General features: G+C 43.1%; 20 protein-coding genes. 10 read left to right on the top strand and 10 right to left on the bottom strand.

Features of this window, described 5'->3' with window-relative positions; all coding sequences use genetic code 11:
* Positions 1-173: 173 nt before the first annotated feature.
* The 6 genes from SLS51_RS03215 (at position 174) to SLS51_RS03190 (ending at position 6,830) form a co-directional block, all read left to right on the top strand.
* Positions 174-917, top strand: a complete 744-nt coding sequence (locus tag SLS51_RS03215; protein WP_228957081.1) for an ABC transporter ATP-binding protein — start codon at positions 174-176, stop codon at positions 915-917.
* Positions 910-2,124: an ABC transporter permease gene (locus SLS51_RS03210; RefSeq protein WP_323835457.1), complete on the top strand. Its 1,215-nt coding sequence runs from the start codon at positions 910-912 to the stop codon at positions 2,122-2,124. The genes SLS51_RS03215 and SLS51_RS03210 overlap by 8 nt, the downstream gene beginning before the upstream one ends.
* Positions 2,117-3,595: a TolC family protein gene (locus SLS51_RS03205; RefSeq protein WP_323835455.1), complete on the top strand. Its 1,479-nt coding sequence runs from the start codon at positions 2,117-2,119 to the stop codon at positions 3,593-3,595. Before SLS51_RS03210 ends, SLS51_RS03205 begins: the two co-directional genes overlap by 8 nt.
* Positions 3,579-4,865 carry an efflux RND transporter periplasmic adaptor subunit gene (locus SLS51_RS03200; RefSeq protein WP_323835453.1) on the top strand — a complete coding sequence of 429 codons (1,287 nt, stop codon included), beginning with the start codon at positions 3,579-3,581 and terminating at the stop codon, positions 4,863-4,865. Before SLS51_RS03205 ends, SLS51_RS03200 begins: the two co-directional genes overlap by 17 nt.
* Positions 4,866-5,257: 392 nt before the next feature.
* The gene (locus tag SLS51_RS03195; protein ID WP_323835451.1) at positions 5,258-5,713 is read left to right on the top strand and encodes a hypothetical protein; all 456 of its coding nucleotides are present in this window, start codon (positions 5,258-5,260) and stop codon (positions 5,711-5,713) included.
* A 676-nt stretch (positions 5,714-6,389) separates the two neighbouring features.
* Complete coding sequence (locus tag SLS51_RS03190; protein ID WP_323835449.1) at positions 6,390-6,830, top strand: hypothetical protein; 441 nt, start codon at positions 6,390-6,392, stop codon at positions 6,828-6,830.
* Between the two features lie 823 nt (positions 6,831-7,653).
* On the opposite strand, the gene SLS51_RS03185 is transcribed toward SLS51_RS03190, so the two are convergent.
* Positions 7,654-8,019 carry a helix-turn-helix domain-containing protein gene (locus SLS51_RS03185; RefSeq protein ID WP_323835447.1) on the bottom strand — a complete coding sequence of 122 codons (366 nt, stop codon included), beginning with the start codon at positions 8,017-8,019 and terminating at the stop codon, positions 7,654-7,656.
* Positions 8,020-8,282: 263 nt separating this feature from the next.
* Between SLS51_RS03185 and SLS51_RS03180 the strand changes: the two genes are divergently transcribed.
* The gene (locus SLS51_RS03180; RefSeq protein WP_323835445.1) at positions 8,283-8,897 is read left to right on the top strand and encodes a hypothetical protein; all 615 of its coding nucleotides are present in this window, start codon (positions 8,283-8,285) and stop codon (positions 8,895-8,897) included.
* A gap of 49 nt (positions 8,898-8,946) precedes the next feature.
* On the opposite strand, the gene SLS51_RS03175 is transcribed toward SLS51_RS03180, so the two are convergent.
* From SLS51_RS03175 to ppsR, 8 genes are all read right to left on the bottom strand, one after another.
* Positions 8,947-9,741, bottom strand: coding sequence for a heme ABC transporter ATP-binding protein (locus SLS51_RS03175; protein ID WP_323835443.1), 795 nt, complete (start codon positions 9,739-9,741; stop codon positions 8,947-8,949).
* Positions 9,741-10,742, bottom strand: a complete 1,002-nt coding sequence (locus SLS51_RS03170) for a FecCD family ABC transporter permease (RefSeq protein WP_323835441.1) — start codon at positions 10,740-10,742, stop codon at positions 9,741-9,743. Before SLS51_RS03170 ends, SLS51_RS03175 begins: the two co-directional genes overlap by 1 nt.
* Positions 10,739-11,557, bottom strand: a complete 819-nt coding sequence (locus SLS51_RS03165; protein ID WP_323835439.1) for a heme/hemin ABC transporter substrate-binding protein — start codon at positions 11,555-11,557, stop codon at positions 10,739-10,741. Before SLS51_RS03165 ends, SLS51_RS03170 begins: the two co-directional genes overlap by 4 nt.
* Entirely contained in the window at positions 11,554-12,627 is a 1,074-nt protein-coding gene (locus tag SLS51_RS03160; protein ID WP_323835437.1) for a hemin-degrading factor, read from the bottom strand. The genes SLS51_RS03165 and SLS51_RS03160 overlap by 4 nt, the downstream gene beginning before the upstream one ends.
* A 30-nt stretch (positions 12,628-12,657) precedes the next feature.
* Positions 12,658-14,679 carry a TonB-dependent hemoglobin/transferrin/lactoferrin family receptor gene (locus tag SLS51_RS03155; protein ID WP_323835435.1) on the bottom strand — a complete coding sequence of 674 codons (2,022 nt, stop codon included), beginning with the start codon at positions 14,677-14,679 and terminating at the stop codon, positions 12,658-12,660.
* 89 nt (positions 14,680-14,768) lie between these two features.
* Complete coding sequence (hemP, locus tag SLS51_RS03150) at positions 14,769-14,936, bottom strand: hemin uptake protein HemP (RefSeq protein ID WP_439126842.1); 168 nt, start codon at positions 14,934-14,936, stop codon at positions 14,769-14,771.
* Between the two features lie 201 nt (positions 14,937-15,137).
* Positions 15,138-16,184, bottom strand: a complete 1,047-nt coding sequence (locus SLS51_RS03145) for a 3-deoxy-7-phosphoheptulonate synthase (protein WP_323835431.1) — start codon at positions 16,182-16,184, stop codon at positions 15,138-15,140.
* Between the two features lie 141 nt (positions 16,185-16,325).
* On the bottom strand, positions 16,326-17,207 hold the full coding sequence (gene ppsR, locus SLS51_RS03140) for a posphoenolpyruvate synthetase regulatory kinase/phosphorylase PpsR (RefSeq protein WP_323835429.1): 882 nt from the start codon (positions 17,205-17,207) through the stop codon (positions 16,326-16,328).
* Between the two features lie 337 nt (positions 17,208-17,544).
* Here ppsR and ppsA point away from each other — a divergent pair, with 337 nt between their 5' ends.
* Positions 17,545-19,923, top strand: coding sequence for a phosphoenolpyruvate synthase (gene ppsA / locus SLS51_RS03135; RefSeq protein WP_323835427.1), 2,379 nt, complete (start codon positions 17,545-17,547; stop codon positions 19,921-19,923).
* Positions 19,924-20,492: 569 nt separating this feature from the next.
* Here the strand turns inward: ppsA and ydiK are convergent.
* Entirely contained in the window at positions 20,493-21,602 is a 1,110-nt protein-coding gene (gene ydiK, locus SLS51_RS03125; protein WP_323835425.1) for an AI-2E family transporter YdiK, read from the bottom strand.
* A 348-nt stretch (positions 21,603-21,950) separates the two neighbouring features.
* Between ydiK and ydiJ the strand changes: the two genes are divergently transcribed.
* Positions 21,951-25,010 (top strand): D-2-hydroxyglutarate dehydrogenase YdiJ, encoded by a 3,060-nt coding sequence (gene ydiJ / locus SLS51_RS03120; RefSeq protein ID WP_323835423.1) that lies wholly within the window; start codon positions 21,951-21,953, stop codon positions 25,008-25,010.
* Positions 25,007-25,438, top strand: coding sequence for a 1,4-dihydroxy-2-naphthoyl-CoA hydrolase (gene menI / locus SLS51_RS03115; protein ID WP_323835421.1), 432 nt, complete (start codon positions 25,007-25,009; stop codon positions 25,436-25,438). Before ydiJ ends, menI begins: the two co-directional genes overlap by 4 nt.
* Positions 25,439-25,531: the final 93 nt, after the last annotated feature.

Raw genomic sequence — 25,531 nt, 5'->3', positions numbered from 1 at the left:
AAAATGCAAGGGGTAATTTGAAATTGTGTTAAGTAAATCTAATATATTCTCACTGTTCGATGTTTTTGCCTGTTACTTAGACCGTAATCTTTTACAAGAAGATCTTCCCATGATATAAAATCGGCTAAACAACCAAATGGAGTCAGTGATACGTTTAATGGATGTCAAAAACGATGAATAAATCAGCCATGACAATCATAACTTCCCCATGCCAAGAAGCCCTGATTTGCATGGAAAATATTTGTCGATCTTATCGTATGGGGGAAAAATATTACCCAGTACTTGATAAAATATCATTCACTATCATGCGTGGGCAAAGTTGTGCAATTGTCGGTGCTTCCGGTTCGGGTAAAAGTACTCTACTCAATATTCTTGGTTTACTGGATCAACCCTCTTCTGGCTATTTTCAGTTTAGTGGCGTTAATATAACAAATGTTACTCCTAATGAACGGGCGAGAATAAGAAATCAGGAAATTGGTTTCGTGTTTCAGAGTTTTAATTTACTTCCCAGAATGCAGGCGTTGGATAATGTGGCGCTACCACTGTTATATCGTGGATATTCTCGTTCTCTGGCTCGGCAGGAAGCGAAATACCAACTTGAATTGGTTGGTCTGGCTGGTCGTATTTACCATCGTCCGGCTGATCTCTCCGGGGGGCAGCGGCAACGTGTTGCCATTGCCAGAGCCTTGGTCGGTAAGCCTTCTTTGATTCTAGCGGATGAGCCGACAGGCAATCTCGATAGCGCTACAGCCCGCGATATTATGGCACTTCTTCTGTCATTGAACCGTGAGCAAGGCGTGACGCTCGTCATGGTTACACATGATGAAGAAATAGCCAAAAATATGCAGCGCTGTCTCTATGTTAATGACGGGCGGCTTTCCGAAACCGATCTGTGGCTGGATAGCCTAGATGCTTAATGTGAATTCTGGTCGCTACGGTTTTTCCTTCGCGCAGGCCCTGCGTGAATCACTGGGTAGTTTGCGTCTGCTAGGAAAGCGCTCCTTGCTTGCTTTGCTTGGTATTGCAGTTGGATGTGCTTCTGTCATTGCACTTTTAAACATCGGTCATAATGCTGTTAATGAAGCGATCAGCACTTTTAAAAGTATGGGAAGCAATATTTTGGTTGCTCATTTTAGTTTTATTCCAGGCGCCGATGTTAAACCCGCGCCATCTACGCTGGATACTCAGGCGCTGACTCGGACAATTCCGACTATCACACATGCTGCGCCCATCACATTATACTCAACCCGTATACGCTTCCAAGGGAAAGGAATCGATACGAATATTACCGGTACATCCTCTGATCTGGCTGCGGTGTTGGATTTACAAATCGAGCAGGGACGTTTTCTATCGAACTATGATCGCCAAACGACCTATGCCGTGCTCGGAGCGAATATTGCCAAACAATTAAAAATCGCTAATCAACCTATTCGGATAGGTAGTCAATTGCAAATTGGGGAATATCTGTTTGAAGTTATAGGAATTCTTGCTGTTCAGGGACCAAACCCTTTACTCCCCGGTTCTATTGATGATTCCGTCATACTGCCTATCGAAGCAATGCGGCGGTTACGGCCGGCACCAGAAATTGGCAGCGTTATTGCCAGAGCCCATGACACAGCAACGCTAAACAGTGACGCGGTGTCGTTACGTGACTACCTTGTCTCATTATCAAAAGGTCGTCAGGTTGAAGTTGAGATCCCGAAACAATTGCTTGATGGATTGACGCGTCAAGCAAAGACATTTTCCTACTTGCTCGCGGGCTTAGGGGGAATTTCGTTGCTGGTGGGAGGTGTGGGCGTGATGAATGTCATGCTGATGAATGTTTCGGAACGTAGGCGTGAAATTGGTGTTCGTATGGCTTTGGGAGCTCGGCCTATGGATATTGGTATACTGTTTATGTTGGAGGCTGCCATTCTGGCCATTGCCGGTGCAATGGTTGGCTCATTATTGGGGGTCGCGGCGGGATACCTATTTGTAAAATTTTCGGGCTGGGTATTTACGTTATCCCTATTCTCTTTGCCTCTGGGTATCGCTAGTTCATTAGTGATTGGTCTGTTTTTCGGTATCAATCCGGCATTAGCGGCGGCCAGATTACAACCTGTAGAGGCACTTCGTGATGATTAGCCAAGTTTTTCAACGTGCTATTGGCATCATCATTGCCCTGATAATAGCTGCATCTGTCAAACAAGCGTTAGCGCAGCAGTTGAATCCATCACAGGCAACCATGCCGGCAACGGATACAATTTCGCTTAATCAGCAAACTATTGGTCTGACACTCAGCGATGCGATCTATTTAGGGTTACGAAACAATCGTTCGATTCGCAGTGCTTATCTGGATCGAATTGCACAGAAATTCGATTTACGCGTTGCTGAAGATCGCTTTACGCCAAAGTTACTGATTAATAGCCGTTATATTGCCGCTCGCAATCAAAGCGATCGCTATCGCCAGAGCGAGATTACACCCACATCTACGCTGCTTGGAGAATATGGTACTCGATTCAGTCTGTCTTGGACGAATCGGACGACATGGGCAGACAATGCAGGTCGTAGCCGTAATGATGGTGTTTCATTCTCAGTTATTCAGCCTTTGTTGCGTGGTGCTGGCAAAGATGTGGCTACAGCGCCTGTGCGTCTTGCTCAATTGATGGAGCAGACAAATCGTTTGAACCTAAAAGCGACGGTATCCCAGACTATCACGCAAGTTATTATGGCTTATCGTGGATTGTTGCGTGCTCAAGAACAATTACAAATCGCACGTGATGCTCTTGAACGTTCGCGTCAACTGCTGGAGGTTAACAAGGCTATGATTTCCGCGGGCAGAATGGCAGCTTTTGAGATTGTCCAGACGGAGGCTGATGTTGCAATGCAGGAGCTGGCTGCGGAGGAAGCGGCTAATCAATTGGATACCAGTCGTTTAGAATTGCTGCGATTGCTCGCCTTAGACTTACAAACTCAGGTAAAGGCTACTGACAGATTGGAAGCTAAACGCGTAGATATTAACCTGCTGCAAGCGCAACATTTGGCACAAGAGCAACAGCCATCGTACCTCACTCAATTGATTACGGCGGAGCAGGCGGCAATTAACCTGACAGTTGCCCGTAACGAACGTTTATGGGATGTCTCTTTAGTGGGTGGTGCCAGTCAGGTCCGTGATCGAACAGGATCAAACCGTTCTCGTAATTGGGAAAATTACGCCGGTGTTCAGGTAGAAATACCCATTGGCGATTTGAGTCAGCGCCAGGCGGAAGTGCGAGCGCGGGTTGATGTTCAGAACCAAGGCATTCGTCTTGCTGAGGCAAAACAGTCACTAGAACGTAATGTGGGTAATGCGGTACGCGATATTGGTACGCGCTGGCGTCAATATGAGATTGCACAGCGTGCCAGGGATCTATCTCTGCGCAAGCTGGAGATTGAACGTGAAAAATTGACGGTGGGCCGCTCCAGTAACTTTCAAGTCTTGAGCTTTGAAACCGATTTGCGTAATGCAGAGAATGTTCGTCTCAATGCGTTGATCACTTACTTAAATGCACAAGCGGAGTTGGACGAAACATTGGGTACTACGTTAGGGAGTTGGGATATTGCACTTAACGACTAAGATCAGGGGACTTGCCCGTTTCAGATATAAGACTCGTTGGCTCGTGACACTTGCTATTGCATTAGTCATTGGGGCTACCATTGCTTATGTTTTCCTTTCTTCTTCAACTGATACATCATCACCGCAACGGTGGGTGCATGTTGAACCTCAACGACTCGAAAATCGTCTTGGGTTAGTTGGCCGTATTCAGGCTGCAACCCGTTTGACGATTGCCGCGCCATTTGATGGCGTTATTGCTGAAGTGATGGTAACTGAAGGCCAGCGCGTTAAGCGTGGGCAATCCCTGTTGAGCCTTGATACGACACAGTTAGACATTCAGTTGCGGCAGGCGCTTGCGGAACTGTTGAAAGCCCAAAAAACCGTACAAGATTTGGTGGGGTGGGAGAACAGCCAGGATGTTGCTAGGGTACGTAGAGCTTTAACGAATGCTCAGTTAAGTTTGAGCGATACCGAACGTAAGCTAACCGATACCCGGGCTTTGTTCGAGCGTGGCATTGTTCCCCGTATGGAGGTTGATACCCTGGAGCAGCAGGTCAGAGTTCAACAGCTCGATCTTGCCGCCGCTAAGGCGGAACTGAGTGTTGCTCTCGATAAAGGTACAGGGGAGAATCGACAGATTGCTGATATGGAATTAGCTAATGCTCAATCGCGTTATCAGGCGCTTCAGGCCCAGCAAGCCCAACGTGAATTGGTTTCTCCTTTTGATGGCATTGTTATTCGCCCACAGGTATCGGAATCAGATAAGGAGTTATTTATTCAAAAGGGGACACGTGTTACTCAGGGAACTCCTCTGTTAGGGGTAATCAATTTGGAGCAAATTCAGGCGGTAGCGCGTATTGAAGAGGCTGACCTTTATCAGGTGTATGAAGGAATGCCGGTTGAGATCACTGGTGATGGTTTTGCCGGGCTATCTCTACAAGGGCAAATTAAGACAATTGGTGTACAAGGGAGTTCAAAGGAGATGCAGGGCGCGGGTGTAACCTATGATCTATTAGTGGCGATTGATCCTCTTACTCCCGAACAGCGGCAGCGTATCCGGCTGAGTATGAGTGCGAAACTGGCTATTGTCACCTATCTCAATGAACGTGGATTGGCCTTGCCAGCCGAGGCATTACATACCGGCCCTGATGGACGAACTTTCGTCACTTATCGCCGTGAATTAAACGCACAAACCCAGCAGATTGTCGTGACACCGGGGCATGCCGTTCCTCAAGGTGTGGAGGTGATCGGGTTGGAGGCAGGCTATGTTGAAGTCCCTGCGCAGAAATAACGGATTTAACCTCATTGATCAGATAATCTAATTTGGGTGCAATATCTCATTGTGAAAGTTCATATATTGGAAGTTCATTTGTCACAATATTTAAATTTTTGAATCTGCAATTAATGGTCTTTCGTTAAGCAAAGTAAGATCTCGACCATCGCTGTCAATCAAAATATGAACATGAGGAGGGACTCTACCTATTTCAAAAAGTGCTTAGATCTTACTGATGGCGCACTATTTAAATAAATTCTGTAAAAAAGTGGTCTATATTATAGAGACATAAAGTGGAAATTCACTTTATGAAATTGAGCATATATTGTACGTAAAAATAAATTATAGAAAAGAAAGTTGTATTAAAGTGCAGTAAGCCATTCTAAACAACATAAAGGAGAGTATCTAACATGTTAGTACGTAAATCGTTGTTGGCCCTGTTTGCAACTACTTCCCTAACTGCCGCGGGTATCGCTTATGCAGGTCCGCCTGTAACAGTTACATTTAAGCATCTTGGTGCGTCTGGTAGCGAGAATGCTGTTTATACCATCATTACTAATAATGAATCCGGTACCTATGTCAATGCAACACCTAAACCTAGTGCAAGCGTAGGGCCAGGAGGAGTCGATAGTTATCAGGTTCAAAGCCCGCTTTCACCTGACGTAAACTATGCAATGGTGCGATATAAGATAGGGTTTAAAACCTGCGAATTTATGACCACTTTTGTGAACGGATATGTTAATGGCGTTAAAATTCCAAAATGGAATAAAGGAGCAACGCCGAGTGGAGGTGCTGTTTGTAATGCAACCATCACTTCTACTAATATTGCGACCTATGCATGGTCAGTTGAATTTACTATGAAGTAGTGAACAGCGAGTCAGATTGCTCTATACCCGTCATCTTTCAAGTTGCCTCTTTGTTGGCTGCACTCACTCACCCCGGTCACATAGTTACCTATGCTCCCGGGGATTCGCTCCCTTGCCGTCGCGATGCATCTTGAAATCTATAAGGTATATACCCGTCATCTTTCAAGTTGCTTCTTTGTTGTCTGCACTCACTCACCCCGGTCACATCGTTATCTATGCTCCCGGGGATTCGCTCCCTTGCCGCCGCGATGCATCTTGAAATCCATAGGGTATATAACTATGTGAATTTTAGATTATCTGTCCGTTATATTTTTTATCTTGAATTTTATGTTTATAATATAATTACTAACCACTACTATTAGGTGGGTTTTTTCTTTACTGTATGTTTAGTATAAATAACACAATATATGCGTTATGTTAGCACTAGGTTAAAAATAAAAAAACATACGGTAATTTAATTTGTTATTATAAATTAATGTTGAGTGTTTATTTTTTTTGGTTTTTATTTTCTTTGGTCTTTTATTGACGCACTATTGGTTCTACACTATTTTTAAAGTTGGAAAGTGTTTTAATTTTTTATAAGTTTATGGATTATGATAGTTGAATATGGATGTTCAGTAAATTAGTTGAATTTTTCGGTATAATATGAATTTAATCTTATAAGGAATAATATATTATGATTGATCAAAACAATTCTAATAATATAGTTACCCCTAATGTATCGATTTCTGATGTAACTGTGTCCTCCATTCAAATTGCTCCGGAAATAGCCAGAGACAATGTTCATGTAATCATTGTTGATGATAAAGGGACTTCACGGGATTTTCTTCTAGATAACTCTGATGGTGGTTATCAAGGGAGTGGTAGTTTAATAGCTTTGATTCTTGCACACCTTAATTCGAAAAAAGTTACTATTAGAACTACCGGGTATGAATATAATAAACATGGATATATCAACGGTGTATTAATTAAGGAGGATAAGGGAACAGGAGGCGGTACAGGAGGTGGTACAGGCGGTGGTACGGGGGGTGGTACAGGCGGCGGTACAGGAGGTGGTGCGGGAGGTAGTACAGGAGGCGGTGCAAAGGGTAGTGCAGGAGGCGGAACCGGGGGATAATAAGGACGGTAGAAATTAGGAATGATAGGAGTGAGAATTCTTATAGAAAATATTATTCGCTATTATTTACGTTAAAGGTATTAAAAGCCTATCCTATTATGTTATTTGCCATTTTAAATTTAGGTAGTGTCCAAGCTTTTTGCAAAATAACGTTTATTAGGGTAAATAGTGAATTGGAATTAATTATAAATAAAAACCCTGATGTTTAGTCTTCAGGGTTTTTACTTTTTAATAACTGAACATACACTAAATTTTAGGAACAGTATTTTAACATTTCTGATCGTATTTTTTAGTGTTTTTTATCTGTTTGTTGGCAGTAAAAATAATCCTGCTGATTGAATAAAGAGTACTGTATATTATAGTTATGATTTGTATGAAAATATTTTTGTTTTTTAATTATATTAATCAGTTTATTTATCGTGGACTAATATAATTGAATGGATTTTATTGTCATCGAATAAAGTTATTGTCCGAAATCACTTATGCTGGTGTATGTGGTAATTGTTCTAGAAGACTTATGGGAATTTGTTCTTCATTTTTAGTGAACAAAACGAGGCTAGCCAATAGTTATCTGGAAAATTCTTATTTGGTTTTTTAATCTATACCCTATGGATTTCAAGATGTATCGCGACGGCAAGGGAGTGAATCCCCGGGAGCATAGCAAACGATGTGACCGGGGTGAGCGAGTGCAGCCAACAAAGAGGCAACTTGAAAGATAACGGGTATATTAGGATGTTAGCGAATTAAAATAGTATAAGCGTTAAATGGTCAATAAAATATTGACCATTAGGGAATACCATCAATAAGGTTATTAGGAACTCGGTTATTGCTTATGATCTAAGAAGTACTTTAATTCAGGTAGATTACCATTTTCTCTAAATCTAGCAGGCGTGGTATCAAAGTGTTTTTTGAAGATCCGGGTAAATGTTGCCTGAGAACTGAAACCATACTGTAAGGCGATATCAAGGATTGGTAGGTTTTCTTCACGCAGAGATCTTGCTGCTTCGTGTAAACGCCGCTTACGAACATATTCACCCAAGGTATAGCCTTTCACTTCTTTAAACACTCTTTGTAGATGCCACTTTGAATAACCGCTTCTGTCAGCAATGGTCGCTATTTTTATACCTTCGTTACGTTGGAGCTGAGTTTCGAGCCATCTGACAATATCATTTACGACACTTTCTGACATTTTCACCTCCCACTGATGGTGGGCTAGTTGCTAAAATATTAGATTTCGTTAGTTATTTTCATAAAGATAATAACGGTAGTTATTAATGAGTGTATTTTAAAATAAATCCGGGATATCTATAGGCAAAAAATGCTATTTATAATTGATAATTATTATCATTTATGCAAATTTCCTTTGTTTTAATAATAAGTAGCATCAAATGATCTTCACTAATTTACTTAAAACAGTATCATCGTTCGTCATTTAATTTAATGGAGGTTGTAATGCAATCGGACTTGGCTTTTTTAACTAAAAAGTTGGCATTTTTTGTTTTTTATGCTCTGATTTTAGCCACGGTTATAGGTTTACTCTTTATTGATGTTATCTATTTGCAGAATGCAGTGAAGGAGAACTCATTAACTGAAATTGCTCAGGAGAGTATACTGTTTGTTATTTCTGCTGTATTTCTGCTGGAAGCAAAAAAGAATAGTCAATTACGTCCTGCATTAGTTTTGATATCAGGTTTTTTTGCTTGTTTATTGATAAGAGAGCTGGATGCTATATTTGATGAAATATTTCATGGTGCCTGGGCGTGGATTGCTATTCCGTTAGCACTAATTTGTATTTTTTACTCTGCTTATAACGGTAGGGATACGTTGGTTGGGCTTGTTCATTTTACGCGCCATCAAAGTTACAGCATGATGGTTGCAGGTATTTTGTGTGTACTCGTTTTTTCCCGTTTGTTTGGTATGGGAGAATTATGGAAAGGTTTGATGCTCGAACATTTTGATCGAACAGCAAAAAATATGGTTGAGGAAGGGTGCGAACTTCTGGGTTATTGCTTGTGTTTGATTTCAACTTTTTGGTATTTGCCTGATGCAATAAAATTTCGTAAGTAAAGAGTAAGACAGGCAAGCGATTGAAATAATTTGCCTGTCAAATTTACTGTTACTGCCTCAAATAAATCTGAGGTTGTTGAGTCTCAGGATGGCGGGTAATGCCAAGATCTGCTTGATACCATTTTCTCAGAGTATGATCATTCAGTACTTCTTCTGGTGTACCCGCAGCGACTAACTTCCCTTTATGTAATAGAAAGATTTTATCTGCATAGAGAGCAGCAAGATTTAAATCATGTAGAACACAGCACATAGCCATAGGTTGCTCCCGTGTCAGTCGGTAAAGCAGACGCAAAGTGTGTTGCTGATGGTAGAGATCCAAGGCTGATGTGGGTTCGTCAAGAAACAAACAGCATTCTATTGGGGTTGGATGCCAAAGTTGGGCAAGGACACGAGCGAGTTGTACTCTTTGCTGCTCACCACCGGAGAGTTGCCGGTAGTCGCGGTGACGTAACGCTTGGCAATCCGTTTGTTCAATAACGGTATCAATGGCTGTCTGTTTGTGATGAATACCATGAGGAGAGCGCCCCATAGCGACCACTTCTTCCACACTGAAAGGGAAGGAGAGTGAGCTATGTTGACGCATGACGGCACGAGTGCGGGCTAATTGTTCAGCTGGCCATTGCTCAATAGGTATTCCATGTAAATAACATTGTCCATGCTCAGGTTTTATATATCCCGTTAATAGCCGCAATAATGTGGATTTCCCCGCGCCATTTGGCCCAATGATGGCGACAATCTCGCCTTTATTTACCGAGAGCGAAACATTATCAATAATTTTTTGGTTGCCAATTGAATAGCTTAAATTCTGCGCTTGCAGAGAAATATTATTTTTTATGGCATCCATTATGTGCGGCTCCCCGGTTGTTTGAGTATCAACCATAGAAAATATGGACCGCCGATTAAACCAGTAATTAGGCCAACGGGTATTTCTGCTGGTGAAACTAATGTTCTTGCCAGTGTATCTGCGGTAAGCAGAAGAGAAGCTCCGCCTAAAGCAGCACCGGGAAGTAGCCAATTATGATCACCACCAAATCGCATTCTGATCAGATGTGGGACAACTAGCCCAACAAATCCAATAACACCACTTAATGCAACAGCGCTGCCAATCAGCAGGGCGCTGAGTAGTAATAACTGGAATTTAGTGCGTTGGACATTTATACCAAGATAGTGGGCCTCTTCATCTCCTAATTGCAGTAGATTCAGTTTACGGGCCTGGATGAACGTTAGGATAATAGCGGGAATAATTAAAGAAGCTGTAATAGCCAACGTCGGCCACTCTACCTGGCTAAGTGAACCCATCATCCATAAGGAGAATTGTCGTAGCTGTTGATCGTCACTGATATAGCTCAGGACACCAATAGCAGACATACAAAGGGCATTGATAGCAATCCCGGCGAGTAATAAGCGGGCCAAATTTCCGTAGTTATATTTATTGAGTGAAAAAATCAGTAATGAAATTAACAGGCTGCCAATAAAAGCGGCGATAATATGTCCGTACACAGCAATGACAGATGGCAAGCTAACGGGCAGAACAATTGCCATTGCCACCATCAATGCGGCTCCACTGCTGATACCTAGCAGGCCAGGATCAGCGAGTGGATTGCGAAATAACCCTTGCATTACAGCCCCGGAAGTTGCTAAAGCACAGCCAACCAGTATGGCTAATAGCACTCTTGGTAATCTGATATTCAGCCAGATTTGCCACTGGGGTTCACTGATGGAAGATTCCCATAATGTCTTGAAAGATAATGATAATGCGCCAAGATTAGCAGAACCAATAGCCAACCCGGACAGTAACAAACAAAGAAACGCCAAGCCCAAACCCGGAGACTTCATACGGCTCATTGAGTCTTCTCCGCCGCCTGTCTGAGTTGTTTCATCACTGAGGGGGTTTCGAGGCCAAAACCGAGTAGCCCCATATCATCTACAATTAAAACCCGTTGTTTTTGGCCGGCAGGGGTGTGTTTCAATCCGGGTAATTGCCAGATTTTATCCAAACCGCCCATTGATTTAATACCATCCTCCGTCACCAATAACAGATCGGGTGCGCTGGCAATAACACCTTCCTGGGAAAGTGGGCGGTAATTGTTGAAACCTTGCATGGCATTAGTGGCACCAACAGCGCGAATCATTTTGTCCGCTGCGGTTTTTTGGCCGGCAGCCATTGGCATGATACCGCCGTGACTCATCACAAACAGAATACGGGTCGGCAAGGTGGTGGTTGGTATTTCTGCCAGTGCTTTTTGATATTGTTGAATCAGTTGTGCACCACGTTCAGTCTGATTGACCGCCTTAGCGACGGTCTTAATTTTTTCAGGAACGGCTTCTAACGCTGCTTTTCCGGTTATCTGAATTACTTCCACACCAGAATCCTGGAGCTGCTTAAGTGCCAGTGAAGGTTTTGCCAACTCACTGGTTAGCACCAGTGTCGGATTCATAGAGAGAATACCTTCAGGGTTAAGCATTCTCATATAGCCGACATCGGGTAAGGTAAGCAATTCGGTTGGTTTCTGGCTGGTGCTGTCTCTGGCGACAACTTTATCACCTTCACCAAGTGCAAAAACAATTTCAGATACATCGCCACCGATAGTGACGATCCGTTCAGTGGAAAAAGCACTGAACGATACCGCAAGGACAAATGTCAGAAGCCATTGTTTCATGCTACACGCTCTTCCTGTATTGATTGCAGTTTTGGCAGAGCAGCCACTTGCTCACGCCACTGAGTTTGTTCAGGAGTGCCTTCTGTACGCTGACCAAACAGTTGAGCAATCTGATCGCCATTAGCATCAAATAGCTCAAGGCTGGTGACAAAACCATCCTCTGTTGGTTTGCGGGTTACCCAGCTTTCAGCAATAGCACTCTCTATTAAATGTAGTGTGAAATTGCGGTTAAAGATATTAATCCATTTCTGATCTGAGTTTTCTTCCTGATGGGGCATCAGGCGTTCCAGCTTTCCGGTGAAAATTTGTACGCAACCATGATTGCTGACGAAGATCATGATTTCATTCTGATCGTTATAAGCGGTGTTGATAAGTTCATTCAGTGCGGAATTTTCCACCTTGTAAGCCAGATCATCATGTACCGCGTTGAAAACCTGTTGACGGCTCAGATTATGGTTTTTAAGTAACGTGAAGAATTGATGAACGTTAGTCATTGCTCGCCATTCTTCATCAAGCTGTGCTTTCAGTTCATTTGTTAGAGTTGAATAGGTGATTTCTTCTATAGGTTTGATGACCAGTGTGGGGTTGTTTTCTGTCTGATATTTTTCGATCAGTGCTTCCCAGGCTGTCATATCCGTATTACCTGTTGCATAAACTTTATGCAATGCGTCACCCTGATGATCAAAAAATTGAATGCTGTGGCGCATACCATTTTTTGCGGGTTCAACCAGATAAAATACACTACTCCAGTGCCCAAAGAATATCCGCAAGTCGAGTTCACGAGGGTTCAGGACCAGCCCTGCGTGGCTGCTGAAATGGGTATTTTCATACCGGCCAATGTGTTCATGAACAGCAAAATCATTGCGGGTGATCGCTTTAATTTCACCAACAACAGCTAACTCTTCCAGTAAAGTTGGGGCGTCAACATTAAGGCGTTTGGCATCGATACCAACGCGGCTATGTAATAATTCGCCTTCACTGACATTCAGATAGGCTGCCAGATCACGGGCATATTTGGCTTTGTTATCAGATTTGGCTTGTAGATAACGTTCATAAAGTGAAGAATTCACAATTTAACTCCTTGAAATACATTTATTTAATTACCACTGGTAACTGACGAACAGTTTGGCATTGCGACCATCCTGCGGTGTTCCCTGTGGTGAGTAGTATTCTTTATCAAAAGCATTACCTAAAACTGCCGTAGTAGTCACACCTTTGAGCATTCCTTCACCTTGATAGCTGACATAGAAATCATTAACGCCATAACCTGCCTGTTGTTTAGGATCTCTACCTCTAGCATCTTTACCTTTGAAGTCAGTATGATTGGTGAATTGACCTACCCAGCCGACAGAGAAGCCGGTTTGTGCAATAGGGATTTCCAATATGCTGGTGATAGTATCTGGGCTGAGATTATCAAGAGATCCACCGCTTTTTTCATCTTTACCTTCTGTGCGGTTGTAAGCCAGTTCCCAAGAGAACAGATTGGATTCATAGTTTATGGAAGCATCCCATCCCCAGATCTTGGCGCTGGATATATTAACAGATGTTGTGTTCCTTCCTCGGTTGACTACATCTGACTTAATATAATCTTTGGCTTTAGTATCAAAGTAACTCGCTTTAAATTTCAGCTCGTCGTTATCTGCTAGTAGATCATTGAAACGTAATCCAAAACCAGACTCCCACGTTTCGTTGCTTTCTGGGCGGAGATTTGGATTAGGGGTCCAGAAGTTTCCAGGATAGTGCATGGAATCGTTATACATTTCTCCCATTGTTGGTGCACGGAAAGCTTGGGCATAAGAGGTAAACAGCATCGACCAGTCAGTTGGTGTGATACTGATAGCCCCTTTGGAAGACCATTTATCGGCGCTGACAGCCTCATCTTTAGAATTGTTTCCTTTATAGTTGTCATAGCGCGTACCCGCGACAATAGAGACTGGCAGGTCGCGCAGCGTTATCTCATCTTGTAACCAGCCGGAATAAAAGCGGATATCCGCGTCAGGAAAGCTATTTGTATTACCATCTGGGGTCTGTTTCTGTTTGTAAGTTTCACCACCGTAAGTCAATTGATGCGCCAGCGGGCTGTCTGTCCACAGGCGGGAGCGGTTTTCCAATTTTACGCCATAGGTTTTCTGTTTACGGCCTTCGAAACCCTTCTCCTTAGTACGGGCATCAATAGTGATATCGGAATAATAGAGGTCAGTTTTGGCATTTAACCAATCATATTCTGCTGGATTTAATTGGTAGCTGAATTGGGCGTCACGTTGAGTTGTCGTGCGATCAGTCCACGATTCAGGTTTATTATTTTTACTAGTAAGAGATTGCGGATTTTTAGGCTGATTAGCCTCATTACGGTAATAGCGTAATTGACTGCTTAGGGACTGGTTATCATCAATTTTCCAACTGCCTTTTGCCATCAGATTACTGATAAATTCATCATTATCGCCAACCACCCCACCACCGTGCCGGATGTTACCTGAATCACGGGTACTGAAGGCAAATAGACCATCCAGGGATTCTGATTTTGCAAAAGTTGCACCACCAAAGCCCATACTATGGTCACCCGTTGCCCCGCGGGCAAAAACGCGGAATCCGTGATCTTGACCCGCTTGCAGAAGATCTGCGGCATCGACAGTTTGATAAGCGATCACACCACCTAAGGCACCACTGCCGTAGAGTAGGGCGGAAGGGCCGCGTACAACTTCGACTTGTTTAATGAGTGCTGGGTCCAGAAACGTACCATTGATATGACCGGTATCGGTACCTTGGCGAATCCCGTCAATCAATGTCAAAACACCTTTTGGACCATAACCACGCAGACTAACATCTTGCCCATTAGCACGGTTTGTACCGGCTATATTAATGCCGGGTATTTTTTTGATGAGATCGTTAGCATTACCGGCTGTCTGACTTTGTGGTGACTTGCTATTTATCACAGTTACCATCATGGGAGCTTCGAAACTATCCCTTTCATTACCTGTTGCATAAACCGTTATCACATCACGGGATGATTTATCACTGTTGGCATCGTGCGATTTTGTTGCTGCATGAACAGCCGGAATACTACTGATAATTGCTAAGCTTAATGCTGATAGTTTGAGTGTTGATCTTGCAGATTGAGACATCAGTTGAATCTCCATAATAATATTTTATGAGTTATGGATATAGCTGGCTGCCCCGATACGCGATCTGGGTGGCTGGCTGAGTTATTATTTTATTTAGTTAGTATCAGCTTACCGGCTTTAGTTTGGCGCAATTGGTAGAATTCTCCTTGGTGGAGAATTCTGGTAATTCCTAGCTCACCTAATAGGTGTTTACTGTCAATGTAGCTAATTTCTACAATTTCAGCAGGATAGGTGTTGCATTGTTTTTTAAGTGCAATGCAAGAATGTTGGTGACATATTTTAGTCATAAAACCACTTTGCGAATACCAACTATTATCATAGTGAGAATTATTATCGTTATATAAAGAGGTGACTTCAAGTAATATTTTGGTGGTCAGGATCAACACATTAATGAAATTTAATTAATGTGTTGTCAGTTAGCCTCTTATGAATGAAAAAGGCTAACTCAGAATAAGGATTCAGAAACGGTAACTTACTGCTTCGGCGAGAATGTCAATAAGCTGTTCTGTATCTTGCCAGTTTAGACAAGGATCGGTGATCGATTGACCGTAATTTAGCGGTTGTCCCTGAATGACTTGCTGGTTGCCTTCAACCAGAAAACTTTCAGCCATCACACCGACAATAGCGGTAGAACCCTCTTGAATCTGGTGGCCCACCTCTTTTGCTATAGTCAGTTGGCGTCTATGAATTTTTTGACAATTACCATGACTGAAATCGATAACTAAATGTTCTGGCAAATTAAATTCACGTAGTTGAGTACAAGCTGTAGCAATATCTTTGGCACTGTAGTTAGGTTGTTTGCCTCCACGCATAATAACGTGGCCGTATGGGTTGCCTTCGGTTTGATAGATGGTCATCTGACCGTGCTTATCTGGCGAGAGAAATGTGTGGCAGACACCGGCTGCGCGGATTGCATCTATGGCGATACGGATGTTGCCATCCGTTCCATTTTTAAAGCCAACTGGACAGGAGAGGGCGGATGCCATTTCTCGGTGAATCTGGCTTTCTGTTGTTCTGGCTCCGATCGCGCCCCAACTGATCAGATCGGCAATATATTGGCCGGTCACCATATCCAGAAATTCGGTTGCCGTAGGTAAACCTAACTCATTGACGTCAACCAATAATTTCCGGGCCAAAGTAATCCCCCGATTTACCTGGCAAGAACCGTCGAGATAGGGATCTGAAATTAAACCTTTCCAGCCCACCACGGTGCGTGGTTTCTCAAAATAGGTGCGCATAATAATTTCCAGTCTGTGCTGGTATTTTTCACGCAATCTGTTCAGTCGCTGAGCATAATCTAAAGCAGCATCAATATCATGAATAGAGCAAGGACCGATGATTACCATAAGCCGTGGATCATTCCCGCAGAGAATATCGGCAATACGTTTCCGTGACGCCGTCACATTGTTGACGATTTTTTCGGATGCGGGAAATTGAATTGCAAGAGTTTGAGGTGTGACCAAACTATCGACACGGTGAGTCCTTAAACCATCTGTTTTGTACATATATTTTCTCAATGTTCGTTTCACATTAGCAGGCATATCTATAGATAATTGAAATTACAATAAACGAAAACGACTAAGTTAAACAAATGATATAGTTAGTCATATGATAAATTTTTTTCCATTATTCCTATTGATATATTTTTAAAACATTCGGCGGTTTAGCTTCATCATGTCGATTATTTTGGTTGAGATTTCTTCAACAGAATAATTGGTGGTGTTAAGATAATTAATCTTATTCTTACGGAATAAAGCTTCAACTTCGGAAATTTCTATTCTACATTGCCTCAATGATGCATAACGGCTATTTTCTCGACGTTCTTCTCTAATAGCTGCCAGCCGTTCAGGGCTTATAGTTAAACCGAATAACTTATGTTGAAATTGTTTTAATGTCGCAGGTAATTGTAAATTGTCCATATCATCCGCAGTAAAAGGATAATTTGCAGCCTGAATACCAAATTGCATGGCTAAATAGAGGCTAGTGGGTGTTTTCCCACAGCGGGATACGCCCAATAGGATAACCTGTGCCTGGTCAAGATTGCGTAAAGAGATACCATCATCATGTGCCAGGGCATAATCAATCGCCGCTATACGCGCATCGTACTGGCTGAGATTCTTTTCAGTCAGACCGTGAGTGCGATTAAGTTCGGGTTTGGGTTCCAACCCGGTTTCTTGCTGTAATGGAGCGACCAGTGTTTGTACAATGTCCTGACAAAATCCTTCGCTGCTGGTAATAATATTTTTCACTCCAGAAGAGATAATGGAATAGAAAACTAAAGGTCTGATACGCGTACTCTGATATATCTGATTTATTTGTTGCTTTATTTCTTCTGCGCGGGTTTCACTGGCAACAAAAGGAAGAGTATAAGAAGTTATTTTGATGGGAAATTGTGATAAGACAGCATGGCCCAATACTTCTGCGGTAATTGCCGTACCATCTGAAATAAAAAAGACAGTGCGTTCAACGCCTTCAACACTATTACGACCATTACGTTCCGCTGATGTTTCTAATCTGAATTTTGCCATGATATTTACAGTGACCTTTTATCTTTCCAATCGTTTAGTTAAATGAAACCGAGTGTCGATTTTCTGCAAAGTATACCTAAGAAAAAAATAATGTGTTGGGTTGATCGATTCACCTTTCTATGTGTGCGAAAACATTGTGTTAGTCTATACCCGTCATCTTTCAAGTTGCCTCTTTGTTGGCTGCACTCACTCACCCCGGTCACAGAGTTATCTATGCTCCCGGGGATTCGCTCCCTTGCCGTCGCGATGCATCTTGAAATCCATAAGGTCTATTTGTGACTGCTCTATGCAGTGCCAATTTTCCGATTTGTACCCAAATGCTAAAAGGATTGTTTTAATGCCCAATAATGACCTCACCCCGCGTAATGTGCTTTGGTATAACCAATTAGGTATGCATGATATTGACCGGGTTGGTGGTAAAAACGCCTCCCTGGGAGAAATGATCACTCACCTGTCAGAGTTGGGGGTTTCTGTCCCGAATGGTTTTGCCACGACAGCACAGGCATTTAATGATTTCTTGGAACAAAGTGGTGTCAATCAGCGTATTTATGACTTGCTGGATGAAACGGATGTTAATGATGTCAATCAACTGGCTAAAGCAGGTGCCCAAATTCGCCAATGGGTGATTGATACGCCATTTACGTCACAACTGGAAAAAGATATTCAGGATGCTTATCAACAGTTGTCTGAAGGAGAGCCTGAAGCCTCTTTTGCTGTACGCTCTTCGGCAACGGCTGAAGATATGCCTGATGCCTCTTTTGCCGGGCAGCAGGAAACCTTTCTAAACGTGCAAGGCATTGATGCTGTGATGGTTGCCATCAAACATGTGTTTGCTTCATTGTTTAATGATCGCGCTATTTCCTATCGTGTCCATCAGGGGTATGACCATCGGGGGGTTGCATTATCAGCGGGTATACAACGTATGGTGCGTTCTGATCTCGCCTCTTCCGGTGTGATGTTCACTATTGATACTGAATCAGGGTTTGATCAGGTTGTTTTTATTACCTCTGCTTACGGATTGGGTGAGATGGTTGTTCAGGGCGCTGTGAATCCGGATGAGTTCTATGTTCATAAATCAACCCTAAATAAGGGGAAGCCAGCAATTGTGCGACGCAATCTGGGTTCTAAAAAATTGCATATGATCTATGCTGACAATAAAGAACATGGCAAGCAGGTACGTATCGAAGATGTACCAGCATCACAACGTAATCGTTTCTCTTTAGCTGATAAAGAAGTTGAGGCATTGGCGCGTCAGGCGTTATTAATTGAAAAACATTATGGCCGACCAATGGATATTGAATGGGCTAAAGATGGTCATAATGGCAAGTTATACATTGTTCAGGCACGTCCTGAGACTGTCCGCTCAAACCAGCAGGTTATGGAGCGTTACCAACTGAATGAACAAGGTCAGGTATTGGTGGAAGGACGTGCCATAGGCCATCGTATTGGTGCGGGTCGAGTAAAAGTTATTCACAATTTGAATGAAATGGATCGCATCCAACCGGGTGATGTTTTGGTCACTGATATGACCGATCCGGATTGGGAGCCTATTATGAAAAAAGCGGCTGCGATTGTGACTAATCGCGGTGGCCGGACCTGTCACGCAGCGATTATTGCCCGTGAATTGGGCATTCCTGCGGTTGTTGGATGCGGTGATGCAACGGAACGTTTGAAAGAGAATCAGTCGGTGACAGTTTCCTGTGCGGAAGGTGATACGGGTTTTGTTTATCAGAATCAACTGAATTTTACTGTACAAAGTTCTCAGGTCGATCAGCTACCGGAGCTTGATGTAAAAATTATGCTAAACGTCGGCAATCCCGATCGTGCATTTGATTTTGCCCGTTTGCCGAATGATGGCGTAGGTCTTGCTCGTTTGGAGTTTATTATTAATCGGATGATTGGTGTGCATCCCCGTGCATTACTGGAGTTTGATCAGCAAACGCCTGAGTTGCAGCACGAGATAAAATCGCTGATGGCAGGTTATGACAATCCGGTTGAGTTCTATGTTGGGCGCTTGACGGAGGGGATTGCCACTCTGGCGGCTGCATTCTGGCCGAAACGGGTTATTGTCCGTTTGTCTGATTTTAAATCCAATGAATATGCCAATTTGGTTGGTGGTGACATTTATGAACCTGATGAAGAGAACCCTATGCTAGGTTTCCGTGGTGCAGGGCGTTATGTTTCTGACAGTTTCCGTCGCTGTTTTGCATTAGAGTGTGACGCCGTTAAACGTGTACGTAATGATATGGGGTTGACCAACGTTGAAATTATGATCCCGTTCGTTCGTACGGTAGCGCAGGCTGAAGCAGTGATTGCTGAACTGGCATCCCAAGGGTTGAAGCGCGGTGAAAATGGATTGAAAGTCATTATGATGTGCGAGATTCCGTCCAACGCAATTCTGGCAGAACAGTTCCTTGAACATTTTGATGGCTTCTCTATTGGTTCTAATGATATGACTCAACTGACGCTTGGTTTGGATCGGGATTCTGGGGTGGTATCTGAGCTATTTGATGAACGTAATGATGCGGTCAAAGCTCTGCTCTCATTGGCTATCCAGGCGGCTAAGCGTCAAAACAAGTATGTGGGAATTTGTGGTCAGGGGCCTTCAGACCATCAGGATTTTGCTCACTGGTTGATGGAAGAAGGGATTGATAGCCTGTCATTAAATCCAGATACCGTTGTAAAAACTTGGTTAGGATTAGCGAAAGTGAGTTAATTGAGAATAATACTCAATTGAAACTAAAGGCCCGTCAAAATAATGGTGGGCTTTTTAACAATTTGAGTCGTTAATTATATACCCGTTATCTTTCAAGTTGCCTCTTTGTTGGCTGCACTCTCTCACCCCGGTCACATAGTTATCTATGCTCCCGGGGATTCGTTCCCTTGCCGCCGCGATGCATCTCGAAATCCATAGGGTATAGTTCTACGGGAAAGTATAAAAATAGCGAAAAAAAAAGCCTATCATGGGCGTGATAGGCAAGGACTACACACAGCAATATAGGCGTTTCTAACAAGTAGAACCATCAAAAGGAGAAATAAACGTCTCGTTCATAGCCCACTTATATTAATTTAGTTAAATAGTTTATTCATTAAGAATTGTCCTAATTTTAGTATTATTTACGGCTAAAATGAGCCAAATTTAACGATTTTTTAACAATTTATTCACAATAATGATATTTAATAAATCAGCACCTCAAAAAAGTGAGAAGTTTTATTAAAATTATGCTTTAGCGAAAGAGCTAACACTCTTTCGCTATATAAGTCAGAATTCATTATCATAAAAATTTATTCTGAAAATTTCTGTTCCAGATATTTTTCAGTTTCGGCTAAATCATTTTCAGGTTCTGGGACTTCATTCATCCATGCGATTAATAAACGATAAGCAACGGCTAATACAACGGGGCCGATAAATAAGCCAATCATGCCAAATGAGAGTATTCCACCAATAACGCCTATTAATATCAGCGCCATAGGTAAATCTGCGCCCAGACGGATTAAAAATGGGCGAAGAAATCCATCCATTGTCGTTACGATACAGCTCCAGATCAGTAGCACGGTTCCCCAGGTTGTATCACCTGTCCAATAAAGCCAGGCAACAGCGGGAACTAAAATCAGTAATGGACCGAGCTGAGCGACACAACAGACAAACATGAGTACTGTCAGCAACGTAGCATAAGGAATGCCTGAAACAGCCAAGCCAAGACCACCGATAATGGCTTGAACCAATGCGGTAACTACCACGCCGAGCGCGACGGCACGGATGGATTGTGCTGCCAACAGGATGGCGGCATCTCCGCGTTTATTTGCCAGGCGAATGGCAAAATGGCGAATACTCATCGTCACCTGTTCGCCTTTTAGATATAAGAGCACGCTGAATAGCACCATCAAACAGAGATGGAATACGAAACGTCCGGCATTTGCCGCCTGAGTAAAGAACCAGGTTGCTGCTTCTCCAACATAAGGCTGGACTTTAGCTATCAGAACATTGCCACCGTCAGTAATAAGTGAGTTCCAGCCGCTGTAAAGTTTATCGCCAACCAGAGGAATACTATTTAGCCAGGTCATTGTCGGTATCTGAAAATGAGAGGGGGATTTAGCCCACTGGATTAATGGCGTGCTGTTTTCCAATAAACTGCTGACCAGTAATGCGATAGGGATCACAAATAATAGAATTAGCAGTAGCGTCATGATGGAGACCGCAATCCAGCGTTTACCCCATAAACTGTTCTGTAGTTTTTCTAATAATGGCCAAGTGGCGATAACAACCATACCGGCCCAGACAAAACCGAAGATAAAGGGCTTTATCACCCAAAAGCTGGTAACAATTAACAGTGACAGGAAAATTAAAGTAAATAATAGTTTTGGCAGGTCATAATACGGTTGAGATTTGTCCATAAGTTAATTTCTCTCAGGGAGTTAGTGGCGCTAAAGATAATGAATAAATAGGATGTTATCTATACCTGTTATCTTTCAAGTTGCCTCTTTGTTGGCTGCACTCGCTCACCCCGGTCACATAGTTTGCTATGCTCCCGGGGATTCACTCCCTTGCCGTCGCGATGCATCTTGAAATCCATAGGGTATATAGGTTACTCAAAATAGGTGAATATTATGATAAGGTAAACGCTTGCCTTATCAGACAAATCAGTTAACGGCAGTAAATGGTTACGGCTGATTAAGGCATTGATTCAAAGATAGTATAAATATAGTCATGTGGACACTCATTTTAAAAGGGTCAAAACGATAATGATCCCACGCATATCACAAGCACCGCACGTCAGTGAGGTCGCACAGAAGTTCTTGGATACATTAAAGGAACAAGGATTTACCGGAGATGTTGCAAGCAGTTATGCCGATCGCCTGACAATGGCGACAGATAACAGTATCTATCAACTCTTACCACAGGCTGTCGTTTTCCCTCGATCCAGTGCGGATGTGGTTTTACTGGCTCGTGTCGCAGGTGAAAAAGAATATCAGACTTTGACATTTACTCCACGCGGTGGTGGTACAGGCACAAACGGCCAGGCGCTTAATGACGGCATTGTGGTGGATATGTCCCGTTATATGAATCGTATCCTTGAGATTAACCCGGAGCAAGGTTGGGTCAGAGTTGAAGCGGGGGTGATTAAAGACCAACTGAACCAATATTTGCGTCTATATGGTTATTTCTTTTCACCGGAGCTTTCAACCAGTAACCGTGCAACATTGGGCGGCATGATTAATACTGACGCATCCGGTCAGGGCTCATTAGTCTATGGTAAAACTTCTGATCATGTTCTTAGCTTACGGGCAGTTCTATTAGGGGGGGAATTACTTGACACCCGCGCGATGGATATAGTCCAGGCGGAATCGATTGCGCAAGAGGATTCTGTTACCGGTCGCATTTATAACACGGTGCTTAGTCGTTGTCGTGAACAACGTGAACTTATCGTTGAAAAATTCCCCAAACTTAATCGCTTTTTGACTGGTTATGATTTGCGCCATGTTTTCAGTGATGATATGCGGAAATTTGACTTGGGTCGTATCTTAGCCGGTTCAGAAGGAACGCTAGCTTTTATTACCGAAGCGGTTTTGGATATTACCCCGCTGCCAAAAGTCAGGCGATTGGTAAATGTGAAATATGATTCATTTGATTCTGCACTGCGTAATGCGCCTTTTATGGTGGAGGCAAAGGCGTTATCGGTTGAGACCGTGGATTCCAAAGTGCTGAATTTGGCGCGTGAGGATATTGTCTGGTACTCAGTTAAGGAATTGATAACGGATATTCCTAACAAAGATATGCTGGGGTTGAATATTGTTGAATTCAGTGGCGATGATCAACCTTTGATAGATCGGCAAGTAGAAACACTTTGTCAGCGCCTTGATGAACTGATGGATGGCAAGCAAGCTGGGATTATTGGTTATCAAATTTGCCGAGAGTTAGCTGATATTGAGCGTATTTATGCAATGCGCAAGAAAGCAGTTGGCTTGTTGGGTAACAGTAAAGGTGTGGCGAAACCCATTCCTTTTGTAGAAGATACGTGTGTGCCGCCACAGTATCTCGCTGATTATATTGCGGAATTCCGGCAGCTATTGGATAGCCATCATCTCAATTACGGTATGTTTGGTCATGTGGATGCGGGGGTGCTGCATGTTCGACCGGCGCTGGATATGTGCGATCCTCAGCAAGAGATACTGATGAAACAGATTTCTGATGAAATTGTCAGTCTCACCGCACGTTATGGTGGTTTGTTGTGGGGAGAGCATGGTAAAGGATTTCGTGCTGAATACAGCCCGGCATTTTTCGGTCGCATCTTGTATGAAGAATTACGCCGAATTAAGGCTGCCTTTGACCCGGATAACCGTTTGAATCCGGGTAAAATTTGTCCGCCGATGGGGGTTGATGCCCCTATGATGAAAGTTGATGCTGTTAAGCGAGGAACGTATGACCGGACAATTCCGATAAATGTCAGGAATACATTTCGTGGCGCTATAGAGTGTAATGGGAATGGGCTCTGTTTTAATTTCGATGTAAAAAGCCCGATGTGTCCATCAATGAAAGTGAGTCAGCAACGTATCCATTCACCGAAAGGACGTGCGACATTGGTGCGTGAATGGCTGCGTCTTTTAACTGAGCAGGGGGTGGATCCGACGCTGCTGAAACAGGGATTAGAACAAAAACGACCAAGTTTGCGTGGATTGATTGAGAAGACTCACAATAGTTGGCAGGCATGGCGTGGGGAGTATGACTTTTCTCACGAAGTGAAAGAAGCAATGTCGGGTTGTCTGGCATGCAAAGCTTGCTCAACACAGTGCCCGATTAAAATTGATGTTCCGTCATTTCGTGCACGTTTTCTTGAGTTATATCACGGTCGCTATTTTCGCCCTTTACGTGATCATATCGTGGCGAATGCGGAAAGCAGCACGCCATTAATGGCTAAGATCCCTCGGGTCTTTAATTTCTTCCTGAAACAACCGTGGATACAAGAATTGAGTCGCCGGACTATCGGCATGGTGGATTTACCCTTGTTATCCAGCCCGACGCTGCCCAAACAACTGGCGGGTCATTATGCGCTTTCGACCACACTGGAACAGCTTGAAAAAATGGAACAGGCCCATCGTGACGAACACGTGTTGATCGTTCAGGACCCGTTCACTAGCTATTACGATGCTAAAGTTGTGGCTGATTTTGCCTATTTGGTAGAAAAGTTGGGATATAAACCCGTATTGCTGCCATTTTCTCCAAACGGTAAAGCACAACATATCAAAGGCTTCTTATCTCGTTTTGCTAAAACGGCCAAAAAGACGTCAGATTTTCTGAATCGGGTTGCTGAGTTGGGTATTCCAATGGTTGGTGTCGATCCAGCGCTGGTGCTGTGCTACCGGGACGAATATAAAGAAATTTTGGGAGAACAGCGTGGGAAGTTTGAGGTTCAGCTTGTACATGAATGGTTGATTAATACCTTACCAGAGAAAAGTGACCATGAAGAAAAATCCGGTGATAAATGGTATCTATTTGGACATTGTACTGAAGTGACTATGCTACCGGGCAGTAGTCAACAATGGGGAAAAATTTTCCATCGGTTGGGTAGCAAGCTGGATAATATCAGTGTAGGCTGCTGTGGCATGGCTGGAACCTATGGTCATGAAAATAAAAACATAGAACACTCTATTGGTATCTATAAGTTATCCTGGCAACCTGCCTTGCGGAAATTACCATTGGAGCGTTGTTTAAGCTCCGGTTATTCCTGCCGCAGTCAGGTTAAGCGGATAGAAGGGCAAGTACTTAAGCATCCGTTGCAAGCTTTATTGGAGATAATCCCATGATTTGGAAACGTGATATTGGACTGGATAGCCTAAATCAAGTAAATAGCCAATGTATGATGGGCCATCTGGGCATAAAAATCACGCATATCGGTGATGACTATATCGAAGGCACAATGCCGGTTGATCATCGGACCCGTCAGCCATTTGGTTTATTGCATGGCGGGGCATCTGTTGTGCTGGCAGAATCACTCGGTTCTTTAGCTGGGTATCTCTGTTCCGAAGGTGAGAAAAAAGTTGTTGGGCTGGAAATCAATGCTAACCATATTAGGTCGGTTCGTAGTGGTGAAGTGAAAGGCGTATGTAAACCTCTTCATATTGGCCGCAATCACCAAGTGTGGCGAATCGATATTTTTGATGAGCGGCAACATTTGTGCTGTACCTCTCGGTTAACCACATCAGTTTTGCCTGGATCATATACAGGCTCTTAAGCAGTAACTGTATATTTTAGATAGAAAAAAGGCTTCATTTATGATCTGATAATCGTCGCCAAACTAATACCAAAACCACGGATGAAGCCTGTG

Source organism: Photorhabdus africana, from assembly GCF_035181445.1.
Taxonomy (GTDB): Bacteria; Pseudomonadota; Gammaproteobacteria; order Enterobacterales; family Enterobacteriaceae; genus Photorhabdus; species Photorhabdus laumondii.
This window is presented reverse-complemented; position numbering and strand designations above follow the sequence as displayed.

Excerpts from the sequence above, each read along its gene's own strand:
- SLS51_RS03215 (WP_228957081.1), top strand. The coding sequence starts at position 174 with ATGAATAAATCAGCCATGACAATCATAACTTCCCCATGCCAAGAAGCC.
- SLS51_RS03210 (WP_323835457.1), top strand. The coding sequence starts at position 910 with ATGCTTAATGTGAATTCTGGTCGCTACGGTTTTTCCTTCGCGCAGGCC.
- SLS51_RS03205 (WP_323835455.1), top strand. The coding sequence starts at position 2,117 with ATGATTAGCCAAGTTTTTCAACGTGCTATTGGCATCATCATTGCCCTG.
- SLS51_RS03195 (WP_323835451.1), top strand. The coding sequence starts at position 5,258 with ATGTTAGTACGTAAATCGTTGTTGGCCCTGTTTGCAACTACTTCCCTA.
- SLS51_RS03190 (WP_323835449.1), top strand. The coding sequence starts at position 6,390 with ATGATTGATCAAAACAATTCTAATAATATAGTTACCCCTAATGTATCG.
- SLS51_RS03185 (WP_323835447.1), bottom strand. The coding sequence starts at position 8,019 with ATGTCAGAAAGTGTCGTAAATGATATTGTCAGATGGCTCGAAACTCAG.
- SLS51_RS03180 (WP_323835445.1), top strand. The coding sequence starts at position 8,283 with ATGCAATCGGACTTGGCTTTTTTAACTAAAAAGTTGGCATTTTTTGTT.
- SLS51_RS03175 (WP_323835443.1), bottom strand. The coding sequence starts at position 9,741 with ATGGATGCCATAAAAAATAATATTTCTCTGCAAGCGCAGAATTTAAGC.
- SLS51_RS03170 (WP_323835441.1), bottom strand. The coding sequence starts at position 10,742 with ATGAGCCGTATGAAGTCTCCGGGTTTGGGCTTGGCGTTTCTTTGTTTG.
- SLS51_RS03165 (WP_323835439.1), bottom strand. The coding sequence starts at position 11,557 with ATGAAACAATGGCTTCTGACATTTGTCCTTGCGGTATCGTTCAGTGCT.
- SLS51_RS03155 (WP_323835435.1), bottom strand. The coding sequence starts at position 14,679 with ATGTCTCAATCTGCAAGATCAACACTCAAACTATCAGCATTAAGCTTA.
- SLS51_RS03145 (WP_323835431.1), bottom strand. The coding sequence starts at position 16,184 with ATGTACAAAACAGATGGTTTAAGGACTCACCGTGTCGATAGTTTGGTC.
- ppsR (WP_323835429.1), bottom strand. The coding sequence starts at position 17,207 with ATGGCAAAATTCAGATTAGAAACATCAGCGGAACGTAATGGTCGTAAT.
- ppsA (WP_323835427.1), top strand. The coding sequence starts at position 17,545 with ATGCCCAATAATGACCTCACCCCGCGTAATGTGCTTTGGTATAACCAA.
- ydiK (WP_323835425.1), bottom strand. The coding sequence starts at position 21,602 with ATGGACAAATCTCAACCGTATTATGACCTGCCAAAACTATTATTTACT.
- ydiJ (WP_323835423.1), top strand. The coding sequence starts at position 21,951 with ATGATCCCACGCATATCACAAGCACCGCACGTCAGTGAGGTCGCACAG.
- menI (WP_323835421.1), top strand. The coding sequence starts at position 25,007 with ATGATTTGGAAACGTGATATTGGACTGGATAGCCTAAATCAAGTAAAT.